This window comes from Vibrio halioticoli NBRC 102217 (genome assembly GCF_000496695.1).
GTDB lineage: Bacteria > Pseudomonadota > Gammaproteobacteria > Enterobacterales > Vibrionaceae > Vibrio > Vibrio halioticoli.
Genome location: NZ_BAUJ01000030.1, coordinates 32750 through 55825 on the forward strand (window position 1 = coordinate 32750; position 23076 = coordinate 55825).

The following is a 23076-nucleotide window of genomic DNA, read 5'->3' on the forward strand; positions in this document are numbered from 1 at the left end:
AAGCCCAAAACCAAAATAGGTATTGGGCTTCCCTGTTCTACTTACACACGCTTAATTGTGTTCGATACAATGAGCATGATAGCTAACCCAACAAAACCTAAAATTGTTGGATAGATATAAGGCGGCATAGCTAAAGGTGTAACCACTGTTAAGTAAAGCAACAAAGGTAAAATATAAAGCAGTCTTCGAGCTAAACCGTGCCTCAACGGTGATGAAAACTCAAAACCATGCTTTTTCACTTCACGTTGCATTAACCCCGTAACCAATGATGCTGTAACGACTAATAGCATCATCAATAACCAAGGCTTCACGGCATAGATTCTCAATATAGCAAACTCTGCATTCACAAAAAATCCATCTATTACTCGCTCAGATACATCCCAAAAGCCGGTATTAAAATTCTTCATATCTGTAACTTGCTTGGTACGGCGATATTCTTCAGGTAAGAAGAACGCTTTAACTTTCGACTCAAATCCTGAATCATATAAAACTTTATCACTCATATTTTGTGCATCGTTGTATATGGAAAATGTAGAATCATCTCCGTAAACCGTCCTCATATACTGAACTTCACTTACCATGCTTTCTCGTACAGACTGAGGTGAAACCAAACTAGCTAGGAAAATAATTTGTGATACTACGATAATGACCACTAACCAAAGAGGTTTAGTGCTAAATCTACCTTCAAATTCATCAGCCATTACTACCCTCCATATGCTTAGGTTCAGAGATAATGGGAATGCGACCCTTTACTAATTTACCGCCACTAAATGAAGCAACGTACTCCAAGTCAGGCAATTGGCCCATAAGTTCCTTAGCAAATAAATCAGCGTCTTCTTCCATCAAGCGTTCACCAATATTCGCACCTAAACCGTCCAGTTCTTCATTCGATGAATTAAAACCTTGTGTACGCATCACGTAACGCACTCTCGTTTGTGGTGTCTTAGCTACAACTCGATCTTGTGTCGGCTCATCGGCGCAACGGAACGAAATAAAATTATTCGTTGATGCTATTATTTGGTCGGCTTTCGCTTCACTACCAAGCTCAGCAACGAGATCGCTAATTGTTTGGGTTGCAATCCATAGCCTAAAGTTACTACCACGAGATTTGTTCACTAACTGGATCAGAGGTGTACACAACATTTCACTAGCTTCATCTACGAAGATATTAATCATTGGGCAATCACCATCCCCATAATTATATCGAGCGGCGGAAACTGCTGTAGCATCAGCTAGTATCATTTTACCAATTGCACTTGATACTAATCGGTCTGATTGTGAGTCAGTACCAATCACAAAAATCTTATTCGTAGAAAGCACTGTGGCCATATCGTAGCTTGGTCGAGTATCGTTCGGATCAGACGGTGACAACATTTCAGCTAACGCACCATTTGTAACTTTTGATAGATTGGCCATCAAGTTTGCTGTTGATTGTTCTAATATTCGACGTTTATCAATATACATTGACAATAAGCTATCAATTACTGGATTGGGGTTTTTTATGGCTACCTTGCTCTTGTAGAAATCAGCACAAATCATCGCTTTAGTTTCTTCATCTTTTGAGCTGTGTAAACGCTGGAAAATGACTGTGCGCCAATCAACTTTACAAGCATCAAACCAAGATAGTATTGACTTCTCAACAAGCTCACCAAAGTGTTCATAGTAATAACGTACTTTAACTAGAGTTACTTGCTCATTTATCATGTGCATCGCATCAATCATGTATTGCAGTACCGTATTTGCAATATCACGATAAAACGAGTCACCATCTTCTGGTATCAACGCTACTATTCGAGCCGCTAACTCAGAAGAACGATAGAAGTTTTTAAGTGGATTTAAACGAATTGAATCTCTTGGATGAGCAGGATGCCACATTAAATATCGGTCTGGTTCTCCCATCATCGCGCAAGTATCTTTAGCGATTTTTCGTATATCACTATCACCTTTTGGATCTAGAAAAATACAACATTCATTTCTTAATATGAGCTGCTTTAGTATCAAATCAAATAAGCGAGTTTTCCCTGAACCGCTCGCACCTGCAATTAATGTGTGACCATTGGCCCAATCGAGAGGAAACCTTATTTCTTCATCTTTTTCTAATACGCCGTGTATAAAACCTGAACCCTTAGCGTTCTCACGCTTACCTATGATAGACACCATATCGCGCTTAATAAGATCATAAACGAGCTGAGTTTGAGTTTGAGTCCAAACCCCTCCCCAACCAAGAAAAAGGCTATTTTTTCTGTCTATTTTGTTGGACACGATTAATCACCTCTTGCTCTATTCCAAACTTTTTCAGTAGACTTACATCATCAGCATCAACAAACTCTAATGGACAACCTTTCAGTCTTTGCTTGCGTATATAAATTTCGATTCCCTTCATGCCTACAACTAAACCAATTAGCATAGAAATACCGCTTAAAGTCCAATAAGCCATTTTAGGAACACCAAATAAATAAGGCGCGACAAAGCTAATACCACTGACAGTAAACCAAATAATCAAAATCCAAATTTCATAGTTCGTTCTATAAGGAAAGTTGTATTTAGTTGGATTATTCATTGATAGAAACCTCATGACTGTCAGTTATAGCCGCACGAGCATCATCTAGATCCCAACCCGATTCTTGCATTGCAATAATCACATCAAGTAAGTCGCTGGCCGGGACATTAATCGAACCATTCACAGTGTCGTAATCGAACTTTGAGTGTATAAATTTAGCTACATCACACTCAAAGCATGGTTGCGGCCCAGCTGTCTTATGTTCATCTTCGACTGTGCTAATTGTTTGTCCCAGGTCTTGTTTATTATTGTTTGTAGACATACCGCCAAGGACGCGATCAATGGTATCTAAAGACGACTCAAAACGTTTTTGATGCTGAGTCATTGGTGGAATTTCTGGAATATCTAATTCTTCAGGTGGAATATCAATGATTGGTGGTGCTTTACGCTTCTGTTTATGCTCACTTATCGAATAGAGCTTATTTTGCTCTATCACTAAGCGTTCTACATTTCGGATCTTCAATACCGAAAGTTTAACGGGTTTTTTTGCATCACCGAGTATTTCAGGATAGATAGCAAACAATGGCTCATCGCCATTAGGTAGGGCCATTCCTTCTTCTATCATTGTTCGAGCAAGAACTTCAGGTACTTGAGGAATCATATACCCCATAGCGTGCATATCTTCGAGTAAATCAGGAATTGCAGATGACCAAACAACATACAAATCCTCATTTACAAACCAAACAGGTGCATCTTTACGGTTAATATCCCATTTGTTTGTGAGAACATAATGTTTCATTAGATCAGCTAGAATTTCTGATAATGGAGCTCGCTTTACTTCTTTAGTGATATGACTATTTTTCGTCAGCATATCTTTTCTAGCTGAAGCACTGTCTGCTTCCGCCACTATCTTTGACACCGGGTGAGATAAATCTGCATTTGCAACGGCTGATAGCATTGCTGAATGAATTTGCTTGCCGTCATAGCATGTATCAATCCATGACCATGTAGCTTGTGGTATGAGTCTTTGCATCACCATAAGTGAGGCATTTTGGTGTTTTTGATGCCTCTGTTTTCGCCATCGAATAAAGTAACGCTCTATTTCATTTCTTGCCGCCCACTCATGGATAGTGCTCTCAGAATGAGCATCCCAGATTAATTCGTTATCGTCATCACCATTAGTAACTATTAAATCAGCAAGTATCTTGCCGCCATCATGTAGCAATGCTGATAAAACAGTACCGGCTTTCCATTGAATGTTAGATCGTTGAGTATCGGATAAAAAACCATGACCTTTAGGGAATTGCGTGTGCTGTGCGTCTCTCATTGCTCGTTTAGCTACATCGAACGAATGAGCTATTAACCCACCACCTGTACTATGGTGTTTATACTCAGAAGCAGGAAGCAAGTCTGCATACGTTATCAAGGTTTCCATCACAGGTAAGATATACAAATCAAAATCATCAAACGTCATGCCTAATTCATTTCTAATGAATTGTATTTCTGACTCTAAGCGTTCTCTTAAAACTCGTGGCTGAACGATTGGGATGCCTTGTGGATTTGGTGGATATCCTATTGAGTCATCGTCTAAATTATCTAAGCCGTAAAGCTCTATTCTTTTTATAGAACCTCTTTGATTTGAGCCAGTTAAGAATGTTTTTAGTCGAGTAAACATCACTAATCCTTGTGTCATTTTGGAAACTTTAAATTCACGTTATCATAATGTTATGGATTTCCTAAACTGGTATTTTGTATGAAAAAACATCCAATCTCAGCGAGTAGATTCTTAATGTGGGCTACCCACCCAAAAGTTGTGATTAGAATTAAAGCAATAGTCGAACATTACGCGCACCACAAAGCCGCTTCAAAGTATCAAAAACTTGTTTCTAAGCCTGTAAGTGTAAGTAATGATTGTAGTGCATGGATGGCCAATGAAAATATGCCGACAGATATAATGAATGCTAAGTTACTGTTATCTGAAACAGAAATTCAAGCCACATGGAAAGACCTACGTTTAATCGGTAGAGTTGATCAAGCATATGTAACTCAATCAAATAGAGTTACCTTGGTTGATTCAAAAGCGCACTCTACTGTCACTTTTAGAGATCAGCTTCAGTTAAGTTTCTATGCGTATATCTTGCTCAAAAACGGCTACCGTATTGATGAAGTCAGCTACATTCGTTCCTTTGCGTATGATGATATTGAATATCAAGAAGTTGATATTATCCCCGCACAGACTTTCATCGAAATCCTCGGTTTAATCGAGTAGTAAGTTAATTGTTCTATAAGCACATTGAAGGATTACAAAAATGGTTTTACGCGCAGCTCTTATTTCAGCAGTTTTATTACCAAACCCAGTGATCGCCGACATTGTTAAGTTGAGTAACAGCGGGATTTGCCACGACACCAATTCAGCAAGCTACAATCGCACAAAAAACTACTCACCATTTGATACACTCGAAGATTGTGTGGATGCAGGTGGTCGTCTGCCGAAGGGATACACTCCAAACTCTCTGTCTACAACGAGCAGTGAGTATTCACGCAGCAAATTTGGACACGGCTGGGCAGATGTAGATCGAGACTGTCAAGATTCCCGTACTGAAGTTTTGGTTGCACACTCTGTATCCCCCGTGAAGTTTAAAACAGAGAAAAAATGCAGCGTTGAGTCAGGCCGTTGGACCTCTCTTTTCACGGGTAATACCCTATATTCTGCTTCTAAGATAGATATTGACCATGTTGTACCGCTGAAGTGGTCTTGGGACAATGGAGCTGATAGCTGGACCGAGGATAAGCGCAAGGCCATCGCAAATGACCCCGCGAACTTAATCGCTGTAGAAGCATCGCTTAACCGTCAGAAAGGTGCAAAAGGCTTGGACGAGTGGTTGCCGCCGAGCAATCAATGCCAATACATTCTACGCTTCATGCGCATTAAACAGAAGTATGAAATAGAGCTAACTAACTCAAAAGAAGCTATCTATCAGTCTATCCAAAATAAATACTGTGAGCACTAAATTCCTCAGTCATCCTTACGATGTTTACTAAAAATTCTAATTACACTTTACGTCGAATTAATGTGTATGTGACATTTATTTGCAATTAACTACACGCACTCACTTTAGGTATTAACGTTAGATGCTCTATCAACCTAATGAGTGCGACTCATAAACACTACTAATTTTGTGTTCTATAACAAAATATCATCTATCTAATTCAGATAAACTGAATTTAGGTAATTAAACCTATATTCTGTGCCTTTCATACATAAAAAAAGCACCGCTATTGCGGTGCTCAATATTTGAATTTTTCTATGCTTTGACTGGCCCAGCAAGACATCCATAAGCAGATTTAGGGGCCTTTACCTTTAAAGCTTTAGCAAATGATGACTTATTTTTAGAAGCGTGAGTTTTCATACGCTTGATAGCTTCATCTACGTTCACATCTTTTGTTTTGTTTGTTACTACAGTCAACATGATAGCCCCCTTATTTGTTGTAACTATAACCGATTATAATCCCGTTGGAAAGTAGCTCAGTCTTCAACTATTGTAACGCGCTTGAACAACGCGTTGTTCCTTGGATCAAATGGATCACGCTCATTAAAGCCTAATTCACGATAGTAATTTAGCAGATCTTCATCATCTATTGGGTCTTGAATCCCAATCCAATCGGCTTCAACAGCAACAGCAAACAACTCTGCACAACGTGAAGCTATAGGAACAATAAACCCTTTTAAGGGGTTTTCGGCTTGACCGCCTTGAATATAGCTGATTTTAACAACCAGCTTCCCATCGCTCGCTTTGCCTATCATAAGACCACAAAGTTCATTATCATACCATACCGCAAGCTCTAATCGCGCAATATGGTCTCTGCGATATTGATTTCGTACTCGCCGCCAATCCCATCCTATTTGGCGATTTAATGGCATCTCCCACCTATCTTGAGAACAAAGAGCATCTTCATTGATTTCAGTTAAATCAATATGACCAATAAAATCTGGCTCGAATTGTTCAGTATCCCTTTGGGTTTGTGCTAATGCAGCAAGTCTAATCTGTTGATACCTATTAGAAATAACTTGGTTATTCATTATTATATATCTGCTCACCTTGAATGATCGTAAATGCTACTACATTTTTGATACGTAGGCATATGACGATAGTTAGACGACCAATTACCTTTTAGTAATGACACAACGCCTCTTTTCACTTATCAACTAAATGTAGAATCTGATCCGTGTTAAAAATTACGAGCTTTTGTATCACCTGGCACTTTAAGCAGCGAGTTTATCTATCAGTGCTCGTACTCTGAATATTGTGAAAAACATAACAGATATCCTCAAAGAAAAAGGGGCATTCGCATTACTATCTCACTATAGTCCTGTATCCATATCGTAAATTACGACGGCTAAAAATAACCAACGTCCCTCTATTTGATTGTTTTTTACGTTTGCTCTTTTCGTTGATTCATCGCGTTCTTTGGAAAAATGATCTGGTATTGCTTCTAGTAACAGTAAACCTATTACTAGATTACAGAACGAATTTTTAGCCCGTTACTAACAACCCGATGGACGATATCTACCGCAAGAACCAGTAGAACCAGTAAATACCCCGCCTAACCAACCTAATGCTTCCGCTACTATGAGGATAACAATGGCCACTTTTGCACCTAAAAAGAGAGCGTTACCAATCGAAGCCGAGCCTTTAGAACTATTGTCCATGTAAGAAATTAAAGAGACCGCAAAAAAAGTGATGGCCGAGATATAGATTGCATAGGATGCCAGTACAAACAGAATGATACCAAAGACGGAGAAAGCAACTACCCCCTTCCAGTTTTCGACCATAAGAGCGAGCATAACCACGAGTATTGCCCCACCCATAACTAAAAATAGTATATCCATTAACTTCCCCTCCAAAAACTTAGAGTAGTCAATAAAAGATATGATTGCGAACTAGGTGCTATTACGTATATATCAGTGGCCGACTTACCAACTATTGTATACATCATACTACCAAATACAGATTTCCTAAGAATTTACACCACTAATTTTTCAAATTAGAAAAGCTCATAATTTCATGTTTACCTTTAAAAATAATGTGATTTATTTCACATATTTAAGCAATCATAACAAATCTACTAATGACATTCTAAAACTCACATTGATTTTATTAAACACTCACCATTAATACTGTTATGTTATATAAGAATTTATCTATATATCGTATAACAATAATGAAGCTACACATTCTAGCTAGATGATTCTATTATTAACATTTCCTCAAATATAATATATGAAATTACACTTATATACCTGTACTCTAATGTTATAGTAACATTAATTTTCCAATTCAAAAGTTAATAAATTAGGTTTGACTTAGAAAGTTAATACTATTAACTATCTTCTATACATAATAGAATTGATGTAACATAAGTTATTGGCTACAAAAATAGCAAAGTATTTATAAATTAGACAACGAATTTAACATTGTTTATTGATGGGAGTTATCTTCAGTGCCTAATGAAGCGAAGAATCTACAAAGCTACTAAGTCAAGGATGAAAGGATTAAGTAACTGTTTTAGTTCAGTTAGAATTTATGAAAGTAATACTTGTATTTCTTCCATAATTACAGTCACTTATACAGCAATAGTGTTTTCTTTAAGAAAGAGATTTTTTTACACAAATGTAAATGGAGTAAGGGAAATGAAAGCAAACATATTAAAAAGTAAAGTGCGCACTAATACATTCAGTCTTGTTTTGTTATCGTTATTAACATTAGGGATATATAATGCGATGTGGTTGTTTAAAAATAATAGCGTGATTGAAGATATATTAGAAGATAAGGTCCTTGATCACAAATTCATAATTGTTCTAGCAGCATTAATGGGTTGGTCTTCTTTTCTTTCTGCTGAAACTGACTTTGCTACAGTTGGTGCCTTGCTAAGTATGCTATCTGGAGTAGTTTATATTATATGGGCATTTAAAGCTAAAAGATTGATTCAAAACATGATGTTAAATGATTATAAAATAGATTACTCAATGAACTCTATTTATACATTTTTCTTCAATATCTACTATATAAATTACTGTATCAATGAACTTGAAGAAGATATTAAAAAATCAAAAGTTCTGTCCGACAAATCCTAATTAAAAGCTATTCTATAAATACACTAATCATATCTAACACTATGATTAGTGTATTTGAATCACCGAATTAATCAGTGTACCGTTCTTGTACGCTATTCTTGATAGAATCGGGTAGTAATCGAACTTTCCATCTACTTCTATGCCATATTTCTTTGAAGCTAATTCTCTAGGGTTGAGTTAGACGCGTGTGAAGTTGAGATTTAAGGCAGTTAAACCACTCGCATAATTGAGTTGAATCAAAAGTGTAAACAGGTGGTTGGTAAAAAACTTGGGTAAACCTGACGTCGGTTTTGAACGAACTGCGATTATTCGAACTCAGGCGTAATCACATTATAACTGAGCTTCGAAAATCGCTCAGACATATAGTCAACAAACAATCGAATTTGATAAGGAATATAACGCGACTGTGCATACTGAAGGATCACTTCTCCTGAATAATTCCCTGCAATATGCCAGTCGGGAAGAATCTGAACCAATGTCCCATTCCGAACTTCTGATTGAACTGTGAAGTCTGGAAAGATAGCTATACCCAGATTTCGCAGTACGGCTTCTTTGCGGATTTCTGTGTGATTCACCGACATACGATTGTTGGTTTTAACGACGGTAGTTTGGTTTACGCTTGTCAGTCGCCATTCGTTATCACCCGCCCATTCCCCCAATACAATACATTGATGGTGTTCAAGATCATCGGGGTGACCCGGTACTCCAAATTGTTCTAAATAATCCGAGCTGGCACACATCAGCAAATTGGTGCGAGCCAATGTTTTCGAAATGAGTCCTTCTATTGGTTGATCCGTCAGTCTGAAAATGACATCAATTTCCTCACCAATTGGGTCGATATAAAGGTCCGTTACTTTGAAATGGATGGTGATCTTTGGATACGCAGCCATAAAATCTAATAACAATGGTGAAAGGATCTGTTTGGCAAATGCTTTCGGTGCCGCCACTCTAAGGACTCCAACCGCCTCATCCTGTGTACATTGCACCGTTCTAACGGCCAGCTTAGCCGATTCCAACATGGATTTGCACTGTGTATAAACCTCAGCCCCAGCAGTACTCATTTTTACCTGCCGGGTAGTTCGTTCCAGTAGCTTCGTGTGAAGCGCTTTTTCTAGTCTATTGACCGAACGGCTGACAGAGGACGGTGCCAGCCCCAGCTTTCTGCCCGCCTTCGAGAATCCGCCTTCTTCGGCAACCACAACAAATATGGCCATTTCAGGTAATAGAGGGATCAGCTCATTATTGCCCACTGTGCAAATATCCTTTGCTTTTAGCGTGTATTGTTTCGTAAGTGTATCCAATTATGATCGTTATTGTCAATTTGATAGGCAATTATTTCCAAACCCTAAAAGATTCAAGGATAGAACGATGAAGAAAATTAGAAGCATTGCTGATATTTCAGCGCTCAATGGACAAGTTGATCATATTTTGACTCTATTCAGTGGGGGGCTAGACAGTACCTACTTATTGGAGTTGCTGAAAGAATCCAATATAAAAGTGACCGCACTTGCGGTAGATATGGGGGACGGAATTGACTCGAAGTTGCTCTCTTATATTGCCGCGCATTATGGTGTGGACCTGATTATTGAAGATGGAAGACAAAGCTTTGTTGAGCACTCCATTGTGTCAGCTATTCAAGCTCAGGCGATGTATCTGGGTGATTACCCGGTAAGCTCTTCACTCTCCCGACCAGTCATTATCAAGCATGCTGTCGAAATTGCAGAGAAACTGAATTGTGGCGCCATTTGTCATACCGCCAATCAATCACAGAACAGCCTTCGCAGGCTCAACGGAGCCATTGAACGTAGTAGTTTTGATGGGTTCTACGGCTCCCCTTATGAGTACTCTGCGATTTCTCGTGAAGAAAAAATAACCAGTCTTTCAATGTCAGGTTTATTTGAATTTTCAGGTCGAAACGTCAGTGGTGATTCCAACCTCTGGTGTCGTGAATTTGAATCGGGTGTTTTGGATAACCCGGAAGGTTTCGATCTGTGTGAATCATTGTTTCATTGGTCTGTTTGGAACCCAGCCCTTCAATTGGCAGACAGCTCCGTCTCAATTACGTTTCAAAAGGGTATGCCAACTCGAGTGAACGGCACTGTGATGCCACTAATTAAGATGGTGGAATACCTCAACAAACACATCGGCAGTTATCAAATTGGCCGCTACATCGGTTTTGACCACCTGGAGAACGATGAAAAAGTGCTGGAGATCAGAGAGGCACCAGCTGCGAGCGCCCTTATGAGTGCTTATCGGCATCTTGAAGTCGCCGTACTTGAAACGGAGGTTCTGAGAATGAAAACCCTTCACAGTCAAACTTGGACCAACGAAGCCGTTGAGGGACGTTGGGGTAGTCATTTACATCAGGCAACACAGGCGTTTATCAGCCAGATTGCCCAATCCGTTTCAGGTACGGTGACCTTTTCTCTATCACAGGGGCAATTGTTTATGTCCAATATTGTTGCGGATAAAGCAAGGTATCTGACGGATCGTGACGCTTGGGAGATTCAAGTGGCTAACGAGCGAAGCCAAAGAACAATTACAACCGAAAATACACTCCAATTAATCAGTACATCAGCATAAAGGGAAATTCAATATGAGCATACAAGTTAAAACTCGAAACGCCGATAAATATTTTTTTCATATTAAAAAGCTGACGCAAGATTACTTCACGTTTATCCAAGGCGCGGATATTCAAGACATGCTCGATTGCACAGAGCTTGATATCAAAGAGTTTTCTGACCAGTGGAATTCACTTGAATTGGACCAGTATATGGGCCACGGTGGTCGATACCGATATCGCAGATACGGTCAGTTTAACAAAATGGCAATGGACCCAGATCTGACGTTGCTGCCCCACGCACCTTACGTTCAAAGCAAAGAAGTGAATTACCTTAACGGTGGTGTTAAACGAAAATTTGAACCACTGACCACAGAGTTCAGTCAGTCGCCAGTGTTAATTCAAGTTCTGTCACTGATGAGTGAGCTGTATGACAAGGCTGATGGGAAGGCAAATGATTGGAATATTCATCTGCACCCATACCGAATTGTAGCTACAGCTGAACAGATGGGTAAGCCTTCACCGGAAGGGTTACACAGAGATGGAGTGACGTTTATTGCGTCAATGATGATTAACCGGCACAACATATCTGGTGGTGTTACCACTTTGACGGATTCATATCGCCAACCTAAGGCAACCGTCGAGCTTACAAATCCCTTTGATATTATCATAGCTGATGATGCGAGAACCTTGCATGATGTGAGCCCTATCGAGGCTTCAGGTAATGATGCACCGGGTACTAGAGACGTTCTAGTCATTGCATTCACAAAGTTGGAGCAGGTGGACTGATGAATACGACCACTTCAGAATCATCTAAAAAGTTTATCTTCCCAACCATGGAATTCCTTTTACTGTTAGTTGCAGTATTTTGGGGAACAAGCTATGGCATGACAAAATCTGCTTTGCTGTATACCAGCGTCTTTATGTTCATGGCGATTCGTTTTTTACTGACCTTCTCGATATTGTTTTTATCAACAGTGAAAGACTTCAAAGCAGGGAGAAATAAGGATTGGAAAGTCTCCATTCCAACCGGAGGAATTTTACTCGCAATTTTTTGCTGTGAAATTATTGGGGTGTCTATAACTTCAGCCACTAATGCTGCCTTTCTGATTAGTCTTTCTGTGATTTTGACTGCGTTTTTAGAAGTTATTGTGAATAAACAGAGATTCAGTCCTCAGTTGTTGGTGCTGTCGCTGACCTGTGTATTGGGTGTCTACCTGCTGACATACAACGGATCACTGTCGCTATCGCTCAATACAGGTGACTGGCTGATTTTGACCGCTGCATTGCTGCGTGGATTGATGGTTACCACAACCAAACGATTCACTGAAAACCGGGAGATTACTTCATTGAGCCTGACAGCTTTGCAGTCGTTGGTAGTTGGATTGGGAGCGGTCGTTCTTGCGTTTACCTATGGACAAGGACTGACACAGGATTCTATTCCCAATAGCATGGAATTCTGGTTGATCACGCTCTACCTTGTATTGTTTTGCACACTGTTTGCCTTTTTTGTTCAGAACTATGCTGTACGAAGAACCTCTCCTACGAAAGTATCCATTTTGATGGGTAGCGAACCGCTTTTTGGAGCACTCTTTGCGGTACTTTGGTTGGGGGAATCTTTGAATGTTGTACAGTGCATAGGTGGTGCTGCGATTGTTGGTAGTGTATTGATGGCTACATTGAGAAAGAACAGTAGCTAGTATTCCTGTATAGCTCATCAGAAAAAACAGGGGTGATTGAATAGATCCCCCTGTATTATTTTACTAGACCCTTTACCCATATTACTCACCAAAGCTATTTCGATTTATAGCTTGATATACGCTTAACTATCTGAAAAGAATAAATCAATTGAATTTAAAGGGGCGAGCGACATTACCTATATTGCTACGGATTTGATCGGTATGTGAGAATATGACGGGAAGTGTTCTCATTACCATTTGGATACAGATCACTTACTGAAAATTCATGTCATTCATTTTAACCAAACGAAATGCAAACTCTTACATGCGCGCTGTAATTTAATAAAAAAGACACACTTGCACCTCATATGATAAATCACCGAATCACGCAAACTTGTTTAACAATCTACATTTATTGTTCTAACAAATTAGTTAGTTATAGTGCGTAAGAATTAATCTTTGAAGGTTCATCCCCGTAAGCACGGGGAACACTTCTGGTGAGCATGACGATCTGTTTTCTACAACGGTTCATCCCCGTAAGCACGGGGAACACGCGGGTCAGCTGAACGTCACTAATGCGCCTGCCGGTTCATCCCCGTAAGCACGGGGAACACTTTAGGAACCACTAACAGCGCAGCTCTTAATTCGGTTCATCCCCGTAAGCACGGGGAACACCTGCCGGCAAGCCACACCAAAACCAAAGAGACCGGTTCATCCCCGTAAGCACGGGGAACACGGTACAATAATCGGTAACATATTGACCCCTTACGGTTCATCCCCGTAAGCACGGGGAACACTTTAGGAACCACTAACAGCGCAGCTCTTAATTCGGTTCATCCCCGTAAGCACGGGGAACACAGTTGGATGCGATATACCCAATCGCCAAGGCGCGGTTCATCCCCGTAAGCACGGGGAACACACATAAACACGTTGCGTCAATTCATAAGCGAACGGTTCATCCCCGTAAGCACGGGGAACACATTTAGGCATAAGTTGGCGATTGCAAAAAACACGGTTCATCCCCGTAAGCACGGGGAACACTTTTAACCCCTTTTCAACTGCTACAATCCCTGCGGTTCATCCCCGTAAGCACGGGGAACACGGCAAAACAAAGTCCACATCAACACTGGTATTCGGTTCATCCCCGTAAGCACGGGGAACACTTTAATTGTCTCTTGGTATTGGTTTTTATTTTCGGTTCATCCCCGTAAGCACGGGGAACACATTATTGCGGGAATTGGCATACACTCCGCGTTCGGTTCATCCCCGTAAGCACGGGGAACACTTGTGTCGGTGATTTAATTATTAATGGTACTGCGGTTCATCCCCGTAAGCACGGGGAACACATGAAACCCATTAGATTTGATAGGTCTATATACGGTTCATCCCCGTAAGCACGGGGAACACTTATTTCTACGTTTCCGGCCTCGTCGCTTGTGCGGTTCATCCCCGTAAGCACGGGGAACACAGCGCCATTGTTTTAATATATTCTTGCATTTTCGGTTCATCCCCGTAAGCACGGGGAACACTAATGTAATATCAGAGACCGAATCAAGAAATGCGGTTCATCCCCGTAAGCACGGGGAACACATAAGTTGGTCCAGTAGGCAAGCGCACGGTTGCGGTTCATCCCCGTAAGCACGGGGAACACGTCATATTCGCGTTTTGGGTCAAATATCAATACGGTTCATCCCCGTAAGCACGGGGAACACATATTTACAGCGAGCGTAACTAGTGCAATTTACGGTTCATCCCCGTAAGCACGGGGAACACATTACCGCACTTGCTACAAGTAGCATCCAATTCGGTTCATCCCCGTAAGCACGGGGAACACTCTAAGTATATATGATTGATTTATAATCATAAATTATCACATATAACTTCTACCAACTTTTTATAGAGCAAAATAATCAAATTATGACTGAGGTATAAATCTAACCAATCGTAACCCATCCATATCCACAGGCTCTCGGCGATTAGTACCATAAGTAACAAAGTCATACCCAGATTCAGTATTAGTCGCCCAGGCCATAACTACATTACCTTCTTCAGCAAGCTCCTCAACTTGATACCAAATCATCTCCCTTATTCGTCGAGAGATATCACCTACATAAACCCCTGCTCGAACTTCTAACAACCACACAGCAAGTCGACCTCGAAGTCTTGCTGGTACAGCCTCTGTTACTACCATGCACATACTCATTTATTTTTTAACCTGTTCTATGCCCAGAGTCACCAATAGACTTCGGCTCAGGTAACGTAGGAGGCTGAGCATCCGGATACGGTTGTGGTGGTACAATCTCACCTGAAGCCAATACTTCCTCAATTAATGGAATAAGCCTTTTCAAAAGTTTACTGGTACGAAATACCTCTCGACAAGCTATTCGAGTTTGCCTATCAGGATTCGAACACGCTTGTGATGCAACTTTAAACGCTATAGGAATAACCGTTTCAAACTTAATAATATCAGCAATATCATAAACAAAAGAGAGGGGCTTCCCTGTATGTAAAAAGCCAATTGCAGGAGCATAGCCCGCAGCTAAGATAGCAGCTTCAGATATCCCATAAAGACAAGAAGTTGCAGTGCTAATACACTGATTAACAACATCACCTTTACTCCAATCTTTGGGATCATACCGCCGTCCTTTCCAATCAATATCATACTGCTTAGCTAATAGTTGATAGGCAGCTTTAACTCTTGAACCTTCAATACCACGAAGCTGATCAACACTCCGTCTTTCAGGAGCGGGCTCACCAAAGCGCATTTCAAACATTTTGCGCACTACCTTTAAGCGCAAACTCTCATCAAGCGCTAGTTTAGCTTGATAAAGTAGTTTATCAGATCGAGCCCCACCAGGTTGACCTACTGAATATAACCGAACTCCGGCCTCACCAATCCAGATGAGTAAGGTTCCTGTCATTGCTGCCAACTTTATCGCAGCATGACTAATTCGAGTACCGGGCTCAAGCATGATACAAACCACACTCCCTACAGGGATATGCATACGTTCGCCATTCACTTCATCAATGACAACAAACGCTCCATCTCGAACATCAATTCGACCTTTACTCACAAAAATCATCGAGTTACGATCTTTAATTGGGATCGGTTTTAATGGTACAAAAGCCATTCATCCCTCCTTAAATGAACTAGAACGATTAAGCTGACTCTCCCCTTTAACTAGAGCTCTAAATAACGGCAAATCATATTGATACTTACGCTGAACATCACTAAATATTCGGTGAGATACTTGGGTCAACCGCAATATAGCATCTGCTCTAAGTAACTTAGCCTCCTTTCGATCAACATCTTGTAGTATTTGCTGTATAATTTGTTGGGCGTTACAGATAAAACTCTGTATTGCTTGCTCTTTAATTCCTGAAACAAAATTCTTATCGTAGCCAATACCAAAGATTTTATTTAATGCTAATGAGAGCTTTTCTTTTTCTTCTAACCCTGCATCAATCACCTTAGTGATCTTCGAATTGTCGCGACTTAAACTTTCTGGCATTGCATACAGATCATAGACTCGTCCAACGATCGAACCTTGGTCTGCAATATTTCCACCTATCAATAAACTTGTTCGATTAATAGGTATCATCTTACGAAACTGACGAACAATATACGCTGGCTCTATCAAAGCCTTATTTACTTCTTTACCAACAACATACGAGCTTAACTCTTGCCATGACTGCCAATTCTGATCACGAGCACAGATTGGGTACACACCATCTTCTTTCACTGAAATAGGTGTATAAGGGAATAACCACCAACCTGCTTTACCATCACGACCATTTTTAGTAGAACCATAACTTCCAGTATATTTTACTCGTTGAAAAGTTGTCACAGATTGGTCACTAACCGCACCACATACACCACATACACAATCCTTTTCCTCGATCGGAAAGTTAATGTGATAAGCAAGGGCAAACAACCCTCTCTCTAAGCCAATAGTATGAGCATAATATATTTCTCCCTGAGGTGGCTTCTGCCACATAAAACTCTGCTCTGCCTCCTCAGTTAAGTGTGTTTCCTTGATAAACTCATCAATAGCAATGGTATTGGCAAATACAGTTTCTTTTAATGATGGGCGAGACACTAAGGTAGATATAGAACCCCCACCACGGATCCCAGTAGCTCCCGTCGGACCGAAACATTCGCCTTTTATATTCATATGTAAGTTGTAATTTAAGACATGAATACAATCTGGACATACAACATCAACATGTTCTACTTCCGAAAATAACCCCAAAGCATTGGCAGAACTTCCACACTCAATGCCAGAAACCAATTTAGTAATAGGTCCATCAGCAACTTTTACTCCTTGAGGCATTGGAGACTGCATAAAACACCCGCCTTCAAACCACTGCGTGTCCACCTTAATCAAACATTGATCATATTCTTGCTCACTGAGCCCATGAGTTAAGTAACGTTCTAAATCCTCAAGGTTGGGCTTTAGCACTACTGTAGTAAGTGATGGCAACAGCTGTAACATAGCAAGTTGAGTCTCATCAAAATAATATTGCAGCTGATAATCTTGTTCAGAGGTAAGTAGTTGTTTTAATGAAATCTTACCTTTCGTCGTTGAAATGAAAGGATCTTTAAGGAGATTCATTCCCCCCCCTCAGGTCTACTACAAACATAGACAGTACGCATAGCATATTTACGAGGTGTTGCTGTTATTAGATCCCGGACTTGCAACGTTGCGACTTGGTGTTGGCCAGCTTGGTCACTGAAAATTTGGCCTTTTCCTTCTAATGCTAAAAGTGCTTCTACAGGATTATTCTGGATACAAATACCTTCATATAAAGGACGAGTAAGAGGGCAAGACTTACGTCCTTGAAACAGGGTGAATGTCGGAAACCTGACTGATTGAGAGAGTTGCACAATTAAAGATTTTTCACCTGTAATCGCAAAGGTATGCTCGCTATCACACCAATAATCACGATAAGTTGGTTTCGTTCCTTTTTGTATTTTCCCCTGCGGACTACGAAAATTTTGCACTGTATGATAATCAGTAATCTTAGTCCCGGCATTGTTCACCTGCACTGCTATCAAAACCTCTTGTGAAAGCTGATAAAGTTTATGATGGTCACTACGCTTGATGCCCATAGCCGCTCCCAACAAACCAATTATCCCTGAGCGAGTAGGAAAGTGATTTGCTCTGCGATGCACATCAAAGGTTTGAAGACCATAAGCTGACATCCCTTCTGTTTTAAGCAAAAGGGTTTGTTGATTCAGGTTAGCCATTACAATCCTCAACCAAATCAAAATGAATATCATTTATCATTTGTACATTGCTAATAACGTTGCTCTGCATACTATCCGTCAAATCTAATGCTATAGCTTTAGAATCTAAGCCATACCCGTTGACTAATTTCTCATAATGCAAAACTAAACTTGTGATCGAAGCTTCCATCACTGAACCGCTATTTTCAATCGGCTTTCTAAACGCATTAGCAAGTGATAGAGCTTGATTGGACTTAGTCACTAGTACAAAGTCGGCTAAGTTGTGAGCAGCAAACGTTTTTTGCTTTGCATTCGGAGATACTTGAGCAAAACAACAAATCATAGTATTAATAATGCCACTGGTCTCTGCTACGCTTTTCTTAATATTTCTGGCCAAAAGGTCAACATTAATTGAAGCGTAGCGATAGAAAACACCTGAACTAAATTCATTGGTACCAATATGTCCTGACCCTTGTTCCGCCAAGTCATCACAGGCCGTAAACCAATCAACTTCAATATTGGCACTGTGAGTAGTTAAACTGTGTGCAACACTCATCGCGGCTTCTACGTTTCGCTCTGGACAACTCGCATCCATTCTTCCTGACAACGCAACATCTATAGTTGGTAGTTGCACAATCTTCTTGAGCTCTTTTAACTCTGTTCCTGCTTGCACCATATTAATAGCTTCTCGTATAGCCCCGAGCGAATACGGCTGAACTGCATCAAACTGGCGCTTACCTGTTTTTTTGTCTTTATTCACTTTAGAGCCAAGATTTACCAATACATCTTCAATTTGTTTCGGGTCAAACTCAGGAAAGTGCTGAATACAAAACTCAAGTAACTCGTCGAGTTTATTGGTTCGAATTGACAATTCTTCAACACTGTTTTTATACAGATCACTTTGACGAATAGCCCGTTTTAAGCACTGGCTAGAGATACGACTGCGAGTAGAACCACCAAATATTGCTGTTTTTTGTAACCCAGAATCATCGCGATTCATCATCGAAGATGGGTGGGAAATCAAGGTGTGGATATTTATAAATGTGGACATAAAAAATTCCTTTTTATAGGTCATAACTAAGTATGACCTATAGATCAAATAGTTAATCTTGTTGCTCTAAAATAAATGTTTTTAATAAATTTCTACGTGTATTGTCTCCCCAATACTGCGCTAATTGTCCAACGCTATCTAAGCACAGATTATCGCAGCGAATGAGTTGACGTTTGAGATACTCCAAGCCATTTTCACCACTTCGCACTATTTGATTCACCTGATGCTCTTTAACTTCTGCTTTAATCATTGCTTTCGCAACCGTATCGGCTTGTGATTGATCTGAGTTAATTTTTAAAGCAACCAATAGAAAAAGTATCCGCAAGGTCTGTTGATTATCTTTTAACCCCGTATATTTGAGTACTCGAAAATAAGCAGGGAGATCACGCATATTTTTTAAGTTGCTGCGTTTAAGTTGAGCTCGATCACCAGTAGCCAACTGGTTATAGGCTTGATAAATTTTCTGATACATAGCTTCTCCTCTTTAGTTTACTTTCGCCAAAGATAATAACCCCGCACCTGCGTGCTTTTTACGTCCAATCCCCATGACTAACGCACTATAAACCTGCTCAGAATTAATCACTTGTAAAACCCCTTCAAAGGTTACAAATCGACTATGGGATGACTTACGACTATTGGTTACATGGCTATCAATGGATGTAACGGTCACATTTGCGCCATTTAGTTTACGTTGTAACCATTCCACTTGCTGAGCTTCTGTTTTTAGCTCTACAACTTTTTTTCCTTCGCTCAAACACTTAGTTGGATTAGCGGTTAATTTAAATTTAAAATAATCTCCATTGGTGATTACCGGGTTAAATACCTTACTTTTCAAAACCTTAGCACTTTTACTGCTCATAGGTTGAGAGGTCGACTGTAATAATGCAACTAATTGACGGCCGTTTTTATTTTCTATACGAAACAGATGATCCCTCTTACGATCAGGCGCATCTGGAAACAAACTCCAAATCGCTTGATGCTGATCATAAGTATCAGTGACATCAAGTGTCACCATAGATATATACATGATCTTTCCTTATTTTTTTGGGTCGAGAACAACGCCTAATTCATTGTAAATAATATCTTTATCTACCACGGATCTTATACAATGAAACTCTTCGTCTTTAACTCCTTTTGCATGTTTTTTGTTCAATGCAACAGAGCTATTTTCTCTATCGTGCTGTTCTGAATAATCTCCGCCATACCACAACTCTCCATTTTGTTTAAATACCACAACAGTGGCACTCATCTCACCTTCACGAGTAAGCAAAGCACAGCGAGGATCAACGTCATTTAATGGTTTAGAATCTAAAGTGCTGTACATTTTTGCAGCATAATGACTGCCTTCTTGCTGCGCCATATAAGTTTCATATATTTGAGTAAGCTGCTTTGGTTCAAAATCATAACTGTCATGCCGATGAACAAACTCAATAGCATCACGATAGCAATCAGGGAACGTCAGAAAGTCGACTTTATTGAGGTAATGATGAGTACGATACAAGGTCCGAATATTAGAATAAACAAAACCAGTATCACGATAATGTATCTGCCAATCACTTGCTTCAATACTTGGCACTATTGTAATGAAAGTGGGCTTGTTAAATATATTCGAACGGGGAGCTAAATCTCCAGATTCTCTATCATGACGCCACAATCGTCCCATACGTTGCATCAGAAACTCTATTGGTGCGATTTGACTAACAAGTAAATCAAAATCCAGATCAAGCGACTGCTCAACAACTTGAGTCGCCACCAAAATCCGTCCGGTTCTTAGCGCTTCTTTTCCATAAGTAGCTAATACCTGCTTTTCTATTTTTGACCTATCCCCAAATACATAGCGAGCATGAAATAAATCGATATCGACATCGTTACTCTTTACGCACAATTCATGATAAAGCATCTGAGCATCATTAACGGTATTACAAATAATACCCACCATAGCTCCTTGCCTTGCCCATTCGAGTAACTCTTCCTGCTGTCCTGGTTCTGGCATCAAATTGCTACTTTGCCACAATTGAGAGTGAATGGTTTTACTCACTACTTTTTCAGTTTTTTCTGCTAGTGAAAACTCTGTAGTTATGCCATCCAATCCACTATGCGTAATAAGTGGATAATCATCACTTTTTGAACAACCCGCATAAGGGGCAAGCAATTTTTCTTTCAAAACTGTAGGTAACGTAGCGGATAGTAAAATAACACTCGCAAAAGCTTGATGCTGCCCTTTCAATACCTGCTCTATCAAAGCATACATATAAGCATCAAAGCTGTGAATTTCATCAAGAATTAAAACAGATTTACGAGTACCAAATGAACGGATAAATTGATGTTTTATACCAAGAACACCCATCAAAATTTGATCGACGGTTGCTACTGACATGGAACCCAAAAACGCTCGTTTATTTGATCGATATAAAAAGCCATTTTCATCAGGGACCAATTGCTCAGTAACATAACGGGATTTACCGTGCGCTAAAGTCACTATTGAGTCCGGAAAGAGTTTTTCAGCCGCTTCTCCAATACGATCATATAACCCATTGGCCGTTGCTTGAGTCGGCAAACCAAATACAACGCCATCCGCTAAATTTTGCGCTATAAGCTCTGAAGCATAAGACAATGCAAATTCGGTTTTTCCAGATCCAGTATCCGATTCAACAATAGTTAAACCTGCCGTTATTGGCATGGTTGGCAAGAGTGTTTGAATTCCTCTTGGTTCATAACTTGGAAATAAAAACTCAAAGCCAGAACCTTCTAGTTCATTAATCATTCCAGTTGCCAACAACGCTTTTTCTGCTTCTGGTTTTATCTGAACATAGTATTCATCTAATGTAAGAGTAGGCTCAGTGTAAAAAGGTGTTATCGAGGAACCTATCCAGTCGGACACACTGCATAACCCAGCTAACATAGGGATTTCACCAACATTAGGAATATTTTCCAGTCCCAGCCAATCAAGGCAGCATTTGATCCATACTTGGCGAGCTTGGATATCTAACTCAATTAACTCTTCATCTGCATCAGGTTCATCAAAATTCATCAAAAGATCACAGCAACCATGATGCCCAGCAACAGCCTTCATAGCTTCGTTATTACCATACAACTGGCGAAAATAGTGATAGCCAAACGAACCGTGCGAATACCGCTCTGGTTCGACTTCAAATTCATCCCCTTGTAGCTGAATTCTTATGCTCTCAATAAAACCTTGAAAACGGCAATCAAATTTCCCAAAATCGTGCAAGAGCACAAAAAAAAGGACTATTTTTCTCGCTTTCTCAGGGGGTTGGTTAACGTGTTGAGAGAACTGGTTCAATAATATATTGGAGTGTTTTAGCCATACATCTGCTACGGCTACGACATCTAAGCAATGGTAGACAAGTAAATGGAATTTATGATGTCCATCACTACACTTTTGGGCTTTTCCCCAGTATGAAAAAACAGGAGAGGAGATATTCATTAACATTATAATACTATATGTTTTTAATATAGCCTTATATACTATCCCTATTAGTTGTCTCTGCAATATTATATAACTGAAGATGGGATGGCATCCTAAATATATTGGGGATAACTTGATATGAAACCTTTCTCCCCCCTACACCCGTTTAGTACTATTCAATACGATCAACATAATAGCTCCCATTGCACCCAAAAATAACGGATAAATATACACAGGCAACGCTATAGGTTTCACTAAGGCCAAATACAGTAGCAAAGGAAAAATAAACAATAGCCGCTTTGCAAGTCCACGACGAAGTAGTGAAGAAAACTTAAATCCATGGTTTACCGGTATAGATCCTCAAAATGGCAAACTCGACATTGACCATCACTCCATCAATAATGTGTTCTGTTGCTGACCAAAAGCCGGTATTAAAATTCTTCATATCTGTAACTTGCTTAGTACGGCGATATTCTTCAGGAGAGTTAGA

22 protein-coding genes and 1 CRISPR repeat array are annotated in these 23076 nt (G+C 39.9%); of the genes, 6 read left to right on the forward strand and 16 right to left on the reverse strand.

Annotated elements, in window-relative coordinates:
- Window positions 1–41: 41 nt before the first annotated feature.
- The 4 genes from VHA01S_RS10370 to mobH are packed head-to-tail and all read right to left on the reverse strand — an operon-like array spanning window position 42 to window position 4193.
- A complete protein-coding gene (locus tag VHA01S_RS10370) occupies window positions 42–701 on the reverse strand; it encodes an IncC plasmid conjugative DNA transfer DtrJ family protein (protein ID WP_023404316.1) in 660 nt (219 codons plus the stop codon).
- Entirely contained in the window at window positions 694–2262 is a 1569-nt protein-coding gene (traD, locus tag VHA01S_RS10375; RefSeq protein ID WP_023404317.1) for a conjugative transfer system coupling protein TraD, read from the reverse strand. Before traD ends, VHA01S_RS10370 begins: the two co-directional genes overlap by 8 nt.
- Complete coding sequence (locus VHA01S_RS17850) at window positions 2234–2560, reverse strand: hypothetical protein (protein ID WP_023404318.1); 327 nt, start codon at window positions 2558–2560, stop codon at window positions 2234–2236. Before VHA01S_RS17850 ends, traD begins: the two co-directional genes overlap by 29 nt.
- On the reverse strand, window positions 2553–4193 hold the full coding sequence (gene mobH / locus VHA01S_RS10380; protein WP_084309130.1) for a MobH family relaxase: 1641 nt from the start codon (window positions 4191–4193) through the stop codon (window positions 2553–2555). The genes VHA01S_RS17850 and mobH overlap by 8 nt, the downstream gene beginning before the upstream one ends.
- 60 nt (window positions 4194–4253) lie before the next feature.
- Here mobH and VHA01S_RS10385 point away from each other — a divergent pair, with 60 nt between their 5' ends.
- Window positions 4254–4769, forward strand: a complete 516-nt coding sequence (locus tag VHA01S_RS10385) for a PD-(D/E)XK nuclease family protein (protein WP_039970653.1) — start codon at window positions 4254–4256, stop codon at window positions 4767–4769.
- 40 nt (window positions 4770–4809) lie between these two features.
- The gene (locus VHA01S_RS10390; RefSeq protein WP_023404321.1) at window positions 4810–5511 is read left to right on the forward strand and encodes an HNH endonuclease family protein; all 702 of its coding nucleotides are present in this window, start codon (window positions 4810–4812) and stop codon (window positions 5509–5511) included.
- A 294-nt stretch (window positions 5512–5805) separates the two neighbouring features.
- Here the strand turns inward: VHA01S_RS10390 and VHA01S_RS18385 are convergent, their stop codons facing one another.
- From VHA01S_RS18385 to VHA01S_RS10400, 3 genes are all read right to left on the reverse strand, one after another.
- Window positions 5806–5970 (reverse strand): hypothetical protein, encoded by a 165-nt coding sequence (locus tag VHA01S_RS18385; protein WP_023404322.1) that lies wholly within the window; start codon window positions 5968–5970, stop codon window positions 5806–5808.
- A 56-nt stretch (window positions 5971–6026) separates the two neighbouring features.
- Window positions 6027–6581, reverse strand: a complete 555-nt coding sequence (locus tag VHA01S_RS10395) for a hypothetical protein (RefSeq protein ID WP_023404323.1) — start codon at window positions 6579–6581, stop codon at window positions 6027–6029.
- 465 nt (window positions 6582–7046) lie between these two features.
- Complete coding sequence (locus tag VHA01S_RS10400; RefSeq protein WP_023404324.1) at window positions 7047–7391, reverse strand: hypothetical protein; 345 nt, start codon at window positions 7389–7391, stop codon at window positions 7047–7049.
- An 801-nt stretch (window positions 7392–8192) separates the two neighbouring features.
- On the opposite strand from VHA01S_RS10400, the gene VHA01S_RS10405 reads away from it, so the two are divergent.
- Window positions 8193–8636: a DUF4234 domain-containing protein gene (locus VHA01S_RS10405; RefSeq protein WP_023404325.1), complete on the forward strand. Its 444-nt coding sequence runs from the start codon at window positions 8193–8195 to the stop codon at window positions 8634–8636.
- A gap of 305 nt (window positions 8637–8941) precedes the next feature.
- On the opposite strand, the gene VHA01S_RS10410 is transcribed toward VHA01S_RS10405, so the two are convergent.
- Window positions 8942–9886, reverse strand: a complete 945-nt coding sequence (locus tag VHA01S_RS10410) for a LysR family transcriptional regulator (RefSeq protein WP_023404326.1) — start codon at window positions 9884–9886, stop codon at window positions 8942–8944.
- A gap of 118 nt (window positions 9887–10004) precedes the next feature.
- On the opposite strand from VHA01S_RS10410, the gene VHA01S_RS10415 reads away from it, so the two are divergent.
- The 3 genes from VHA01S_RS10415 to VHA01S_RS10425 are packed head-to-tail and all read left to right on the forward strand — an operon-like array spanning window position 10005 to window position 12896.
- Window positions 10005–11219, forward strand: a complete 1215-nt coding sequence (locus VHA01S_RS10415) for an argininosuccinate synthase-related protein (RefSeq protein WP_023404327.1) — start codon at window positions 10005–10007, stop codon at window positions 11217–11219.
- A 13-nt stretch (window positions 11220–11232) separates the two neighbouring features.
- The gene (locus VHA01S_RS10420; RefSeq protein ID WP_023404328.1) at window positions 11233–11985 is read left to right on the forward strand and encodes a 2OG-Fe dioxygenase family protein; all 753 of its coding nucleotides are present in this window, start codon (window positions 11233–11235) and stop codon (window positions 11983–11985) included.
- Window positions 11985–12896, forward strand: a complete 912-nt coding sequence (locus tag VHA01S_RS10425) for a DMT family transporter (RefSeq protein WP_023404329.1) — start codon at window positions 11985–11987, stop codon at window positions 12894–12896. The genes VHA01S_RS10420 and VHA01S_RS10425 overlap by 1 nt, the downstream gene beginning before the upstream one ends.
- A gap of 442 nt (window positions 12897–13338) precedes the next feature.
- Window positions 13339–14709: a CRISPR direct-repeat array (repeat unit 29 nt; unit sequence CGGTTCATCCCCGTAAGCACGGGGAACAC).
- A gap of 81 nt (window positions 14710–14790) precedes the next feature.
- On the opposite strand, the gene cas2e is transcribed toward VHA01S_RS10425, so the two are convergent.
- From cas2e to cas3, 8 genes are read right to left on the reverse strand one after another with little or no spacing between them, the layout of a single operon-like run.
- A complete protein-coding gene (gene cas2e / locus VHA01S_RS10430; RefSeq protein WP_369689492.1) occupies window positions 14791–15066 on the reverse strand; it encodes a type I-E CRISPR-associated endoribonuclease Cas2e in 276 nt (91 codons plus the stop codon).
- 19 nt (window positions 15067–15085) lie between these two features.
- A complete protein-coding gene (cas1e, locus tag VHA01S_RS10435; RefSeq protein WP_023404331.1) occupies window positions 15086–16006 on the reverse strand; it encodes a type I-E CRISPR-associated endonuclease Cas1e in 921 nt (306 codons plus the stop codon).
- On the reverse strand, window positions 16007–17491 hold the full coding sequence (locus VHA01S_RS10440; RefSeq protein WP_023404332.1) for a type I-E CRISPR-associated protein Cse1/CasA: 1485 nt from the start codon (window positions 17489–17491) through the stop codon (window positions 16007–16009).
- Window positions 17488–18126, reverse strand: a complete 639-nt coding sequence (cas5e, locus tag VHA01S_RS10445; RefSeq protein WP_023404333.1) for a type I-E CRISPR-associated protein Cas5/CasD — start codon at window positions 18124–18126, stop codon at window positions 17488–17490. Before cas5e ends, VHA01S_RS10440 begins: the two co-directional genes overlap by 4 nt.
- Window positions 18119–19156: a type I-E CRISPR-associated protein Cas7/Cse4/CasC gene (gene cas7e / locus VHA01S_RS10450; RefSeq protein WP_023404334.1), complete on the reverse strand. Its 1038-nt coding sequence runs from the start codon at window positions 19154–19156 to the stop codon at window positions 18119–18121. The genes cas5e and cas7e overlap by 8 nt, the downstream gene beginning before the upstream one ends.
- 52 nt (window positions 19157–19208) lie before the next feature.
- A complete protein-coding gene (locus VHA01S_RS10455) occupies window positions 19209–19628 on the reverse strand; it encodes a CRISPR-associated protein (RefSeq protein ID WP_023404335.1) in 420 nt (139 codons plus the stop codon).
- A gap of 12 nt (window positions 19629–19640) precedes the next feature.
- Complete coding sequence (cas6e, locus tag VHA01S_RS10460; protein WP_023404336.1) at window positions 19641–20183, reverse strand: type I-E CRISPR-associated protein Cas6/Cse3/CasE; 543 nt, start codon at window positions 20181–20183, stop codon at window positions 19641–19643.
- 9 nt (window positions 20184–20192) lie between these two features.
- The gene (gene cas3 / locus VHA01S_RS10465) at window positions 20193–22610 is read right to left on the reverse strand and encodes a CRISPR-associated helicase/endonuclease Cas3 (RefSeq protein ID WP_023404337.1); all 2418 of its coding nucleotides are present in this window, start codon (window positions 22608–22610) and stop codon (window positions 20193–20195) included.
- Between the last annotated feature and the right edge of the window lie 466 nt (window positions 22611–23076).